The sequence below is a fragment of the Burkholderia cepacia genome (assembly GCF_001718835.1).
Lineage (GTDB): Bacteria > Pseudomonadota > Gammaproteobacteria > Burkholderiales > Burkholderiaceae > Burkholderia > Burkholderia cepacia_F.
The window spans coordinates 1,379,612-1,392,886 of the sequence record NZ_CP013444.1 but is presented as its reverse complement, the minus strand read 5'-3'; the positions used below and the strand labels follow the sequence as shown (position 1 = coordinate 1,392,886).

The 13,275-nt window shown below is 67.5% G+C and carries 11 protein-coding genes; 5 read left to right on the top strand and 6 right to left on the bottom strand.

The window, feature by feature from the left end; translation table 11 throughout:
- Positions 1-90 precede the first annotated feature (90 nt).
- A complete protein-coding gene (locus WT26_RS26445) occupies positions 91-936 on the bottom strand; it encodes a peptidoglycan DD-metalloendopeptidase family protein (RefSeq protein ID WP_069275148.1) in 846 nt (281 codons plus the stop codon).
- Between the two features lie 454 nt (positions 937-1,390).
- Between WT26_RS26445 and WT26_RS26440 the strand changes: the two genes are divergently transcribed.
- Positions 1,391-2,284 carry a LysR substrate-binding domain-containing protein gene (locus WT26_RS26440; protein WP_069274287.1) on the top strand — a complete coding sequence of 298 codons (894 nt, stop codon included), beginning with the start codon at positions 1,391-1,393 and terminating at the stop codon, positions 2,282-2,284.
- 114 nt (positions 2,285-2,398) lie between these two features.
- Here the strand turns inward: WT26_RS26440 and WT26_RS26435 are convergent, their stop codons facing one another.
- Positions 2,399-3,139, bottom strand: a complete 741-nt coding sequence (locus WT26_RS26435; protein WP_069274286.1) for a sulfite exporter TauE/SafE family protein — start codon at positions 3,137-3,139, stop codon at positions 2,399-2,401.
- 127 nt (positions 3,140-3,266) lie between these two features.
- The gene (locus tag WT26_RS26430; protein WP_069274285.1) at positions 3,267-4,283 is read right to left on the bottom strand and encodes an aldo/keto reductase; all 1,017 of its coding nucleotides are present in this window, start codon (positions 4,281-4,283) and stop codon (positions 3,267-3,269) included.
- A gap of 138 nt (positions 4,284-4,421) precedes the next feature.
- On the opposite strand from WT26_RS26430, the gene WT26_RS26425 reads away from it, so the two are divergent.
- The gene (locus WT26_RS26425) at positions 4,422-5,333 is read left to right on the top strand and encodes a LysR family transcriptional regulator (protein ID WP_059666014.1); all 912 of its coding nucleotides are present in this window, start codon (positions 4,422-4,424) and stop codon (positions 5,331-5,333) included.
- A gap of 38 nt (positions 5,334-5,371) precedes the next feature.
- Here WT26_RS26425 and WT26_RS26420 read toward each other — a convergent pair whose 3' ends face one another.
- Entirely contained in the window at positions 5,372-6,544 is a 1,173-nt protein-coding gene (locus WT26_RS26420; RefSeq protein ID WP_069274284.1) for a porin, read from the bottom strand.
- A gap of 380 nt (positions 6,545-6,924) precedes the next feature.
- On the opposite strand from WT26_RS26420, the gene WT26_RS26415 reads away from it, so the two are divergent.
- Positions 6,925-8,022, top strand: coding sequence for an OpgC domain-containing protein (locus tag WT26_RS26415; RefSeq protein WP_069275147.1), 1,098 nt, complete (start codon positions 6,925-6,927; stop codon positions 8,020-8,022).
- 59 nt (positions 8,023-8,081) lie between these two features.
- A complete protein-coding gene (locus tag WT26_RS26410) occupies positions 8,082-8,963 on the top strand; it encodes an alpha/beta hydrolase (protein WP_069274283.1) in 882 nt (293 codons plus the stop codon).
- A 117-nt stretch (positions 8,964-9,080) separates the two neighbouring features.
- Here WT26_RS26410 and WT26_RS26405 read toward each other — a convergent pair whose 3' ends face one another.
- Positions 9,081-9,614: a gamma carbonic anhydrase family protein gene (locus WT26_RS26405; protein ID WP_059948669.1), complete on the bottom strand. Its 534-nt coding sequence runs from the start codon at positions 9,612-9,614 to the stop codon at positions 9,081-9,083.
- Between the two features lie 15 nt (positions 9,615-9,629).
- Positions 9,630-11,531, bottom strand: a complete 1,902-nt coding sequence (locus tag WT26_RS26400; RefSeq protein ID WP_231130523.1) for a 3-keto-5-aminohexanoate cleavage protein — start codon at positions 11,529-11,531, stop codon at positions 9,630-9,632.
- 124 nt (positions 11,532-11,655) lie between these two features.
- On the opposite strand from WT26_RS26400, the gene WT26_RS26395 reads away from it, so the two are divergent.
- Positions 11,656-13,134 (top strand): aminotransferase class V-fold PLP-dependent enzyme, encoded by a 1,479-nt coding sequence (locus tag WT26_RS26395; RefSeq protein WP_069274282.1) that lies wholly within the window; start codon positions 11,656-11,658, stop codon positions 13,132-13,134.
- Positions 13,135-13,275: the final 141 nt, after the last annotated feature.

Here is a 13,275-nt window from a genome sequence, read left to right as displayed (position 1 = left end):
GCGCGAACGGCCGCGCGCGTGTGCTCGTGCGCTGGCGACAAGCGTAGCAGCGACCGCGCGCGTATTCCAGCGGCAGCCGTGCCGCCGTGCTCAGCCTTGCGACGAGGGCAGGTACGGCATCGGGTTGACCGGCTTGCCGTCGCGCCGCACTTCGAACAGCAGCGCGACACGCGAGTTGTCGAGGTCGCCCATCTCGGCGATCTCGTCGCCCTGGCGCACGATGTCGCCTGTCTTCACGAGCAGCTTGCGGTTGTGCGCATACGCGGTCAGGAAATCCGCGTTGTGCTGGACGATGATCAGGCTGCCGTAATCGTTCAGGCCGGTGCCGGCGTACATCACGCGGCCGTCGGCCGCGGCGCGAACCGGGTCGCCCGGCCGGCCGGCGATCTGGATGCCGCGATTCTGGCCGGGCCTGAACGATTCGATGACGCTGCCGCGCGCGGGCCACGACAGCGCGACGCCGCTCGCATGCCGTTTCATGTCCTTGACGACCTGGCGATCATTCGCCGACAGCGCGGCCGGCGGGCTCGAGGCCGCCCCGCTCGCGGCGCCGGGCGCGGCCGCCTGCGGCGCCGCCGCGGCCGGCGCCTGCGGCGCTTGCTGCTTCACGATGCGCAGCGCCTGCCCTGCCCGCAGCCGGCTGTGCGCGCCCAGCTTGTTCCAGGTGCGCAGGTCGGCAACGCTGCAGCCGTTCGCGGACGCGATGCCCGTCAGCGTGTCGCCACGTTTGACGGTATAGCGATGCGCGACCAGAATCGGGGCTGGCGGCGGCGCGGACGCGGCGGCGGCCTCCGCCGGGGCCGCATTCTGCGCCGACGCGCCCGCGAGCGTATCGCTCGGCGGCACCGGCGGCGTGCTGGCGCAGCCGGCCATGACGAAGACGGCGCCCAGGGCCGACAGCCATGCCGTCCTGACGTTGATCTCGCGCTGTTTCATGGTCGACACGACTCCGGTTTGACAATCTTTCAAGCATCTCAAAAACGGAACGGCCGACGTGTAACCGGATGAAAACAATGATGACAAACGATCACGGAGCGAGCGGCGGCGCAGACTCGATACCGGTAATACGGTCAGATCCGGAAAAACTTGACGCCTGGCGACAGGATTCGCGCAAAAAATTCCGGCGTCACCTCAGCCATTCGGCCAGGTCGGAACAGGCGAGCGCGACGCCGACACACAGAAAGAACAGGTGCAGCGCGATCTTGAACGACACGCCCCACGACGGATCGACGTGCATGACTGGTCTCCTCGGGTTGGTGTGCGGCCATGATCCGTCATCGATCGCGCCCCGAAAATGCGGAACCGGCGAAGCCTGCCTCAGGCAATGCCTGAGCCCACGCCCGCCGTTCCTGCTACCTTATCGGCAAACCCAACGACATCCGTCCCCATCATGCGCTTCGACCTGACCGACCTGCGGCTCTTCCTGAACATCTGCGAGGCCGGCACGATCACGAGCGGCGCCGAGCGGACCCACATCACGCTGCAGGCCGCGAGCGAGCGCATCCGCGGCATGGAGGACGAGCTCGGCGTACCGCTGCTGCACCGGACCAAGTCGGGCGCGCAGGCCACCGACGCAGGCCGCGCGCTCGAACACCATGCGCGCACCGTGCTGCAGCAGATCGACCACATGCGCGGCGAACTGCAGCAATACGGCCAGGGGCTGCGCGGGCATATCCGGCTGCTGTGCAACACGGCGTCGCTGAGCGAATACCTGCCCGATGCGCTGGCCGACTACCTGCCGCATCATCCGAAGCTGTCGATCAGCGTCGAGGAGCGCTCGAGCCAGGAGATCGTGCATGCGATCCGCAACAAGACGGCCGAGGTCGGCATCGTCGCCGATTCGGTCGGGCTCGGCGGGCTCGAACAGAAGCCGTTCCGCGAGGACTGGCTGATCGTCGTCGTGCCGGCCGCGCATCCGCTCGCGTCACACGACAAGGTCGCGTTCGACACGATCGCCGATGCCGACTTCATCGGCCTCACCGACGGCAGCGCGCTGCAGGTGCATCTCGCCGACCAGGCACGCGCGCTCGGCAGGCGGATCCGCTACCGCGTGCAGTTGAAGAGTTTCGACGCGATCTGCCGCGTGATCGCCAGCGGCGTGGGCATCGGCATCGTGTCGCGCCATGCGGCCGAGCGTGCGATGCAGACGATGGACGTGCGGCTCGTCGAGCTGTCCGATCCGTGGAGCCATCGGAAGCTCACGCTGTGCGCGCGGTCGTTCGACGCGCTGCCGAAGTACACGCGCGAGTTCGTCGCGTATCTGTCGGGCGCGGCGCGCAGGTAGGACCGCCGCTCGCTCGCCATACTGGCGCCTGAAAGGACACGTTCCGTTCTGCATCGAAGGCGAGCTGGAAACGACGCTCGAAGACGGACGAAAGTTCGTCCTGACGCCCGGCGCTCAGCGCAACCCCGAAGCCGCCATATATCCGCCAAGCGCAACCAAGCCGACGAAGAAACACCGCCGGAACGCCTGCTCGCTCATCACGCGCCGCGCATACTGCCCGCCGGCCATCCCCGCCAGCGCCGGCACGAGCGCGAGCGCCGACACGCCGAGATCGACCGTCTCCAGCGCACCCGTCACGCGCAACTGCAGGCCGAGCACGATCGTCGATGCGGTGAACGACAGCCCGAGCGCCTGGATCAGGTCGTCCTTCGACAGCCGCAGCGCCTGCAGGTACGGCACGGCCGGTACGACGAACACGCCGGTCGCGGCCGTCACGACACCCGTCAGGTAGCCGACCACGGCCGACAGCCATTTTTCGTGGCGCCCCGGCGCGGGCAGCCGCGCGGCGGCGAGCCCCCACAGCCCGTAAAGGATCAGCACCACGCCGAGCGCCGCATGCGTCCAAGTGCTGCCGGCCGCGAGCGCGGGCAACCCGCCCGTCAGCGTGCCGATCGTCAGACCGGCGAGCAGCGGCCACAGCCGGCGCAGCAGCGGCCCGAACGACGGGCCGAGCCACAGCTGCCACACGTTGGTGATGAACGACGGCACGAGCAGCAGGCTCGCGGCGGCCGACGGCGGCATCGCGAGCGTCAGCAAGCCCATCGCGATGGTCGGCAGGCCGAGCCCGATCATGCCCTTGACCGCGCCCGCGAGCAGGAAGACCAGCACGATGATCGTCGTCGTTTCGGGTTGCATGAGCGCGCTCCGTCCGAATGGAGAAGGCGCGATGGTGAACCGGCAGCCCGCCGCGCACCATCTGGCTTTGCCTGAGGCTGGCTCGGGCGCGCGCGGCGGGCGGTTCGGCGGTTCGGCCGCAGCCGCGTCAACCCTTGCGGGAAGCCCCCCGCCCCTGCTCGCTGTCGAGGTGCGCCATCTGTGCTGCCGGATAGCGCTCACCGGCAGCCGCCCCGGCGGGAACCGCCGCTTCGATGCGCGCGAGATCATCGGCCGTTAGTTGCATCTCAAGCGCCGTCAGCGCGTCCTGAAGCTGCGTGCGCTTGCGCGCGCCGATCAGCGGCACGATATCGACGCCGCGCGACAGCACCCATGCGATCGCGACCTGCGCCGGATTGCTGCCCTTCTCGTCGGCGATGGTGCGCAGCGCGTCGACCAGCGCGAGGTTGTGCGCGAGGTTCTCGCCCTGGAAGCGCGGGCTCGCCGCGCGGAAATCGCGCCCCACTTCCCGCGCCGCCGACCAGCGCCCGCCGAGCAGCCCGCGCGACAGCACGCCGTAGGCCGTCACGCCGATCCCGAGTGCGCGGCACGCGGGCAGGATCCCGGCCTCGATACCGCGCGACAGCAGCGAATATTCGATCTGCAGGTCGGAGATCGGTGCGACGGCCGCCGCGCGGCGGATCGTGTCGACGCCGGCTTCCGACAGGCCGATATGGCGCACGTACCCGGCCTTCACGAGATCGGCGATCGCGCCGATCGTCTCCTCGATCGGCACCGCCGGATCGACGCGCGCCGGCCGGTAGATGTCGATGTAGTCGGTGCCGAGCCGTTTCAGCGAGTATGCGACGAAGTTGCGGATCGCCGCCGGCCGCGCGTCGTAGCCGGCGAACCCGCCGGCCGGATCGCGCAGCGCGCCGAATTTCACGCTGATCAGCACCTGGTCGCGCGCGCGGCCGCGCAGCGCATCGCGAACCAGCATCTCGTTGTCGCCCATTCCGTAGAAATCGCCGGTGTCGAGCATCGTGATGCCGTGGTCGAGCGCCGCGTGCAGCGTCGCGATGCTCTCGGCGCGATCGGCCGGCCCGTAGAAGTCCGACATCCCCATGCAGCCGAGCGCGAGCGCCGATACCTGCGGGCCCGACCGGCCCAGTTCACGCATCTCCATGTCCCGTTCCTCGCAATGTTGAGTGGATGGAGCTGATTCTGGCGGGATCCCGGCGCACGATAAACACGAAAGAATCCACCAATCCATTCGACGCTGATTAACAATGGAGCCTGCCCCATTCGCCAACGCCCGCCCCGCATGGACCATCTGCAAGCAATGCGCATCTTTGCGCGCGTCGCCCATCTCGGCAGCTTCACGAAAGCGGCCGAGCAGTTGCAACTGCCGCGCCCGACGGTCAGCAACGCCGTCCAGTATCTGGAAAAGCACCTGAAGGTCCGCCTGCTGCAGCGCACGACGCGGCGCGTCGCGCTGACGGCCGAGGGCGCGACCTACTACGAGCGCTGCATGCGGTTGCTGGCCGATCTCGACGATGCGGAAACGCTGTTCGAGGACGCCGGCGCGACGCCGCGCGGCGCGATCCGCGTCGACCTGCCCGAGCGCTTCGCGCTGAACCAGGTGATTCCGGCGCTGCCGGATTTCCACGCACGCTACCCCGACCTGCGCGTCGTGATCGGCACGACCGACCGCTTCGTCGACCTCGTCGCCGACGGCATCGACTGCGCGGTGCGGGTCGGCGCGATGTCCGACACGTCGCTCGTCGCGCGGCGCATCGGCGAGCTGGCGCAGATCAACTGCGCGGCGCCCGCGTATCTCGAGCGGCACGGCACGCCGCGCTCGCCGGACGAGTTGCCGGATCACGTCGCGGTCGGCTATTTCTCGAGCCGCACGGGCCGCGAGCTGGACTGGGAATATGCGGACATGGATACGGGCGAGCTGCACGCGGTCAGGATGCGCAGCGTCGTGTCGGTCAACAGCTCGCAGGCGTATCTCGCGTGCTGTCTCGCAGGCCTCGGGCTGATCCAGGCACCGCGCGAAGGGCTCGGGCCGCTGCTCGCCGACGGCTCGCTGGTCGAGGTTCTGCCGGAATGGAATGCCGGGCCGCTGCCCGTGTCGGTGGTGTTTCCGACCGGGCGGCATCTCGCGCCGCGCGTGCGGATCTTCGTCGACTGGCTCGCGGAAACGCTCGGCGCCACACCCCGGGCGGACTGACGGCAGGCGCCGGCGCACTTGGCCCCGGCGCCGCCCGATTAGAACTTGTGGCGGATCGCGGCGCGCACCGCGAACTGGTTCGACGACGCCGACGGGCCGTCCGTCCCGACCACGTAGCCGCCGTCGGCCGCGGTGCCGGTCTTGTCGCCGGCAACCTTCTGCCATGCGCCCTGCAGGTAGACGTCGGTGCGCTTCGACAGGCTGTAGTCGGCCATCAGGCCAACGGTGTGGTATTTCGGCTTGAACGACCCGGCCGCGGCATCGAACTTGCCGTCCGTGTACACGTACTGCGCGCCGAGATAGAAATCCGGCGTGAGCTGGTACTTGCCGTTCACCTCGAAGTTCTGGAACTTCGTCGCGGTCAGCCCGAGGCCGGCGAACGTCGAAGCCGGCAGGTAGACGGTCGACACCGGGTTCTTCACGTCCGTCTTCGTGTAGACGAAGCCGACCGTGGCCGGGCCGAACGTGTAGTTGACGCCGCCGCCGAAGATCCGCAGGCGGTCGGCGACGAAGTTCGCGTCATCCGCGGCGATCGCGCCGGCGCTGCCGACACCCGGGTTGTTCGCCTGCAGGTACGCAGCCGCGACCTGCAGCCCGGCCAGCGAATACTGCGCGCCGAGGCTGTACTGCCGGTTGTTCGAGAAGCCGGTGCTGTTGCTGAAGCTGTACGTGCCGCCGAACGTCAGGCCGTTCCAGTCGGCGCTCGCATACTTGACCGTGTTGTTGACGCGGAACGAGTTGTCCGTGTTGTCGTTGTCGAACGGGTGCGAGAACAGCGTGCCGCCCCAGTTGCCGTTGGCCGTGAGCGGCGCGAGATAGTCGACGACGGAGTCGTACTGGCGGCCGAAGGTCAGCGTGCCGAAGCGCGACGCGGAGAGCCCGACGAACGCCTGACGGCCGAACATGCGGCCGCCCTGCCCGAGCCGGCCGTTGTTGACGTCGAAACCGTTTTCCAGCGTGAAGATCGCCTTCAGCCCGCCGCCCAGGTCCTCCGAGCCGCGCAGCCCCCAGCGGCTGCCCTGCGCATAGCCGCTCGCGAGCTGGTAATTCGACTTTCCGACCCCATTCACATTCACGTTGTTCGTATAGTTGAAGCCTTCGTCGATCACACCGTACAGCGTCACGCTGTTCTGGGCGAACGCCGGCGCAGTGAAGGCGGCAGAGGCGGCAAAGGTGGCGAGCGCGGCGGCGGAAATGACGTGCTTCTTCATGGCGAATCTCCAGAACCGGATGGCCGGGCACACCCTCGAGGCGCTCCGGCGTGAGTCTTGTATGGCCCGCTCGGCGGGCGGCGCGGGGTGGCACGCCGCGCAATGTCCAAAATGGTGTCACGTCGCAAACCAATCGTCTACCGGGGAGCGGCTCCGCTTCGGCAAGCGTTGCGCCCTTCCAACTGGCCCCATTGTGCCGATTGCCGGGCAAGCCTTGCGGGCTGCGGGCGGCGACTATGCCATTCGCGTAAACCCGAAAAATGTCGCATCGGTGGCACAATGCGCATCCGTTCGTCATTTCTTCACGAAGTCATGCTTCACCCCGATTCATGCGCGGCGCGTGCGGGCCGCGCTCGCGGCGGGCGCCGGGAGCCGGGCCGATGAGCGCCGCCGCCAAGCCCGGCCGCTACGCCGAGCTCGATTTCTTTCGCGGCCTCGTGCTGCTCGTCATCGTCGTCGACCACATCGGCGGCAGCATCCTGTCGCGCGTGACGCTGCATGCGTACGCGCTGTGCGACGCCGCCGAGGTGTTCGTGTTCCTCGGCGGCTTCGCGACCGCGATCGCGTACAACTCGCTCGCCGAGCGGCACGACGAAGCCGCCGCACGCCAGCGCTTCATCCGGCGCGCGTTCGAGATCTACCGCGCGTTCCTCGTGACGGCCGGCCTGATGCTGCTGATCACGGCCGCGCTGAACGCGCTCGCGATCGACGGCCCGAACATGCCGACCAACGACCTCGACGGCCTGCTCCACAAGCCGCTCGCCGCGCTGCGCGACATCCTGCTGTTCCGCCGCCAGCCGTACCTCGCGTCGGTGCTGCCGATGTACGCGTTCTTCGCGCTGCTCGTCCCGCTCACGCTGCCGCTCGCACGCACGCAGCCGTGGCTGCTGCTCGCGTTCAGCGGGTCGCTGTGGTTCGCGGCGCCGCACGTCGCGCGCTTCTTGCCGACCGTCGAGGGCGCGCCGTGGGACTTCAACCCGTTCGCATGGCAGTTCCTGTTCGTGCTCGGCGTGATCGCGCGCTGCCAGCCCGTCTACCAGACGCTCGCGCCCAAGCCGCAGGGCTGGCTGCTGACGGCCGCTTCGCTCGCGGTCGTCGCGGCCGGCGCGTACTACCGGCTGCGCATCGAACCGTTCCCGACCGATCCGTCGATCAAGCAGAACCTCGGCGCGCTGCGGCTCGCGAACTTCCTCGCGATCGCGTGGCTCGCGGCCAAGCTCGTCCACCTCGGCTGGATGAAGAAGGTCGCGCACGCGATGCCGTGGATCGGCACGATCGGCCGGCAGGGGCTGCTGTGCTTCGTCGCGGGCACCGGCATCTCGCTCGCGGTCGATTCGCTGCTTTACCAGGCGACCGAGGGCTATCTCGACGTGAAGCTCGGGCTGACCGCCGACGTCGTCGCAATGGGCCTGCTGTATCTCGTCGCCAAACTCTACGGGCCGCTCGTCGCGCGGCTGCCGTTCCGCGCGCGGCGCTAAAGCACGGCCGTCATGCGCCGCTGCTACGATAGCCGGCGCCTCTCCTGAACCCGCTCGACATGCGCCGATTTCTCCTCCTGCTTGCCACCGCGCTGACCATCGGCTTCGCCGACTCCGCCGAAGCCACCCCTTCCGCCCAGGCGGCCCAGGCCGCCCCGATCAACGACGACAGCAGCGTCGTGCTGCGCACGTTCCGGTCGGCGTCGCTGAAGCGCGACTGGTCGTACACGGTCTACCTGCCGCCCGGCTACAACCCGGAAGGCGCGCGCTACCCGGTGATGTACCTGCTGCACGGCAATGCCGGCAACGCGAACGACTGGGTCACGCAGGGCCGGCTGCAGGCCACCGCCGACACGCTGATCGAGCGCCGCGAGATTCCGCCCGTCGTGATCGTGATGCCGCAGGGCGGCACCGACTGGTACGTCGACCGCAAGGAGAAGATGCAGAGCGCGTTCCTCAACGACCTGCTGCCCGAAGTCGAAGCGCACTTCGCGGTGTCGAACCAGCGCGCGGGCCGCGCGATCGGCGGCGTCTCGATGGGCGGCTTCGGCGCGCTGCGCTTCTCGCTGCTCGAACCGGGGCTGTTCTGCGGCGCGATGCTGCTGAGCCCCGCGATCTACGCGAACGAGCCGCCGCTCAATTCCGCCGCGCGCTATGTCGGCGTGTTCGGCGACCGGCAGTTCGACCCGCGCGTGTGGCACGAACTCAACTACCCGGCGCTGATGCGCGGCTATTTCGCGCGCAGCTGGCGAATCCCGATGTTCATCGCGGCCGGCGACGACGACCTGACCATCCAGGCCGAATCGAGCGTGCTGTACACGCACCTGCGCCGCGCGCAGAACCCGGCCGAACTGCGCATCGTCGACGGCGGGCATACGTGGGACGTTTGGCGCGGCCTGATCGCGCCGGCGCTCAGGTACACGCTCGAATGCGTCAAGTAGGAACGGCGGCAGGCGCGGACGGCGCAAGCTTGCGCGCCTGAGCGGGTTGCGCCGGCCGGCCTGACGACGAGCCGGCCGGCGCTTCCGCTGCGTGACGGAACCGCTTCCCGGATCAGGTCACGCCTGATCCATGCGGTGCAACGCCGCCTTGTACATCGGCCTGCGCACCTCGGCGTAGAAGCCGATATTGGTCCGCAGCCTGGCCACGTCCTCATCCGTCAGGGTTCGCACGACCTTGGCGGGTGCGCCGAGGATCAGCGAGCGCTCGGGAAACACCTTGCCCGCCGTGACGACGGCGCCGGCGCCGACCAGGCACTGACGACCGATCACCGCGCCGTCGAGCACCACCGCCTGGATGCCGATCAGCGAGCCCTCGTCGATCGTGCAGCCGTGCAACATGGCCTGATGGCCGACCGTCACATGCGCGGCGATCGTCAAAGGGCACCCTGCATCGGTGTGCAGCACGGCCCCGTCCTGGATGTTGGTGCCGGCCCCGACGACGATCGGCTCGGTATCGCCACGCAATATCGCACCGAACCAGACGCTCGAATCCGCGCCCAGCCGGACGTCACCGACAATCGTCGCCGTGTCCGCCACGAACGCGCTCGCATGGACGGTGGGCACTCGGTCGCCCAATCGATAGAGTGTCATCGAACGTTCGCTCCGTCATGCGCGCTTCAGTTGCGGTTGGCGCGACTTGCCGGCCGGCAGGCCGAGCATGTCCCGCACCTCGGCCGCGGTTTGCACGGCGACGCCCCTGGCGAGCAGGTCCTCGCGCAGCATGCGCACCTGCTCCCATGTGCCGCGCGCCTTGCGAACGCCCCCGGGAACCCGGCTGTCCAGCACGTTCAGGCCGTCCTCCAGGCCGACGCGCACCCCGTCCAGTTGCAACGCGTGCGCGAGATCCGCCAATAGCGCCTGCAACGGCCCCGGCAGCAGCAACGACACGAGCGATGACGGAAAGCTGTCGCGCAGCCGTGCGACAACCGGCTTCAGCTGTTCGACCGCGAGATCGATCGCACGCTGCCTGTCGGTTGCGTCGCCGGTCGCCACGCAACGGGCGATTTCCTGCCTGACGGCAGGCGCGATCAACGAATCGTCCTCCACTTCCCCGCTGACCGGATCGCGACGATATTGATCGACGGCCGCCACCAGCATGAACAGCACGGGCTGGCCGGTCGCTTCGAGGAACGCCCGGTACAGGGTCGTCGCGTTGTCGATGATCGTGTGATTGAATACCTCCACCTCCGGGCGCGTGCCGACGCGCTGAAAATGCGCGAACTGCTCGGCCAGGAAATCCGGCGCGTTGTCGTAGCCGCCGCCCCCCTGGAAAATCACCGCGCCCGGGCTCAGCGACGCGACTTCGGGCACCGCCGCCTCGCCGTAGGATTTCAGATGGGCGCGCCGCAGCGTGCTGCGCGAGCCTTGACGGTCGCCCCGCACGCTCGTCGACAGGTTCAGGATCGCCGTCGTATCGGCACGCCTCACGGCCGGTACGATCGCGTCGTAATGATCGACGACGATCTGGTTGCGCTGCGTCCCGACCGTGACGGCGCCCAGTCCGGGGATCTCGAGTTGCGCACGGTCGCCGAGTTCACGCGTATGCAAATGCACGACCGCCGCCCCTTCCCGGATCGAGCGCACGGTTTCGTCCACGATCGCATCCGGCGTGATCGGCAGAACCGGGGAGCGCCCCTTGCCCGCTTGCCAGTAACCGGCGCCGCACGCTTTCCAGCCGGATTTTTCCAGCTTCGCCAGCAGCGCCGGCGCGTCTTCGCGAATCGAATCGATCAGCGCAGGCGGGAAATAGCTGTGCAGCTTCGCGTGATCCCAGACGAGGTCGCCGCGGTCGTTGGCCACCCATCCGTAGGTCGTCAATTGCAGCACGATCCGCCTGGCCAGCTCGACCGACGACAGGCCCGCCAGCCATTCACGCGGGATTGCGGCGCTGCCGGAAGCCTGCGCGGGCGGCGCATGCCAGGCTCCATCCCGATGCGTCCATCCCATTTCCTCCAATGCCAGACGAGCGGCAGGCTGGTTGAATAGTTGTGCCAAAAAATCATCGGAAATAGAAATACCATGTCCCGATTCGATTAACCATCCGCCGGCCGGAACGGTTTCCCAGCCGTCGGATTTCAACCGTTCGACGATTTTCTCGGCTTGCGCGGAATTGAATAACTGGTGAACGAGGCAGGACGGAATGAAAGTCGGCTCCAGCGGATCGAGCCACTTCGGCACGGCCCCAGTGGGTGCGGCAGTGATGTACATACGCGTCATGGGAAATCTTCCTGTTGGTTGAGAAGAAATACATGAAGCAACGTTTCTTACGAACAGCTTATATAAACCACCCGGAAATACAAGGCTTCTGAAGTAAAAATGATTGGAAAATGAAAGAAATACTTGAGAAACGCTGAAATGATTTGATTGATTATTTGAGAAGGGCCGAAATTGTTTAAACCAACTAAAAACTCCGGCAATTTGCAGACACCCGTGAGTCGCGATCGTGACAAGAAAAAACGCGTGCCCGGCCGAGCCTGCCGACGTCACCGGCACAACCGCAAACGGCACTTGGGGCAGCGTTGAACGGTAGAAAAATATTCCCCTAAAGGTGCAATTCCCAACGAAATTTGGATCCTTTTTCCCGGTTGCACCCCGTATCATTTCCTGCATTCCAGCGCGGCAACCGAAAGAAATGAGCGAAAACAACACATTGCATTACCTCGACTACGCGGCCACGACGCCCGCCGATCCCCGCGTGATCGAAGCGATGACGGCCTGCCTCGGCTTCGACGGCATATTCGGCAACCCGGCGTCGAGTTCGCATCGGGCGGGCAGGCTGGCGCGGGTAAAGGTGGAACGGGCACGCGAGCAGGTTGCCGCGCTGATCGGCGCGGATGCCGACGAGATCGTCTGGACGTCGGGGGCCACCGAATCGAACAACCTCGCGCTGAAGGGCTACGCGGAAAACGCGACCGACAAGCGCCACCTGATCACGAGCCGCATCGAGCACAAGGCCATCCTCGACACGATGGCCAGCCTTTCAAGGCACGGCTTGCCGGTCTCCTACCTCACGCCGACCCGCGACGGCGAAATCACGGCCGACGCCGTGGCCGCGGCGATCGGCCCCGATACGGGCCTCGTGTCGCTGATGCTGGTGAACAACGAGCTCGGCACGCTCACGAACATCGGCGAGATCGCGCGAGTCGTGCACGCCGCCGGCGCGCTGCTCCACGTCGACGCCGCGCAGGCGCTCGGCAAGACGCCGATCGACGTGCGCGCGCTCGGCATCGACATGCTGTCGATGTCCGCGCACAAGGTGTACGGCCCCAAGGGTATCGGCGCGCTGTTCGTGCGCCGCGACATCGCCAACCGGATCGCCCCGCAAATCCACGGCGGCGGGCACGAGCGCGGCCTGCGCTCGGGCACGCTCGCGACGCACCAGATCGTCGGCATGGGGACCGCGTGCGAGCTGGCGGCCGATGAACTCGGGACCGACAGCGCACGGATTTCCGCGCTCAGCACGCGCTTAAGGGATGCGGTGCTCGCGATCGGGGACGTCGAGCAGAACGCGGCCGCGGCGCCACGCATCCCGCACACGCTGAGCCTGACGGTGAATGCGCCCGGCTTCTTCCCGTTCATGCTCGACGAAGCGCTCGCCGTGTCGTCGACCTCCGCGTGCAACTCGGCCGCCGGCACGCCGTCCCACGTCCTGATGGCCATCGGCCTGGACGCGGATGCGGCGGGCCGCACCGTGCGCGTGAGCTTCGGCCGCTTTACGACGGAGCAGGACGTCGATTTCGCGATCGCCTGTTTCCGGCAAGCCATCGAGCAATGCCGGTCCACCGCGGCAAACGGGTTCGCCGCGTCGCGCCAGATCATGCCGGATGACCTGAAAGCCATTCGCGACGCGGGCTTCCGCTCGGTGATCTGCAACCGGCCCGACGGCGAAGGCGCCGACCAGCCGGCCTTCGACGAGATCGCCGCGGCAGCCCGCGAACTGGGCCTCGACGCGCGATACCTCCCCGTCAGGTCCGATCACATCGGCGAGGCGGAAGTCGATGCATTCGGCGCGATGGTCGACGCACTGCCGAAGCCCGTTCTCGCCTATTGCCGAAGCGGAAATCGCGCCGGGTTGCTCTGGAATCGGCTGGCGACCCGGCGGACGGCCTGACTCGCCGGTTCGCAGCTTCAAGCCACCTCTTGTTTCAGGAGGTGGCCTGTGACCCGAGATTTACGGCCTGGTCCAATCAGCTTCCCAAAGCACTCTTCTGCGCTCGTCCGCAAGCGGGCGCGCCGCGGCCGCCTACCCACC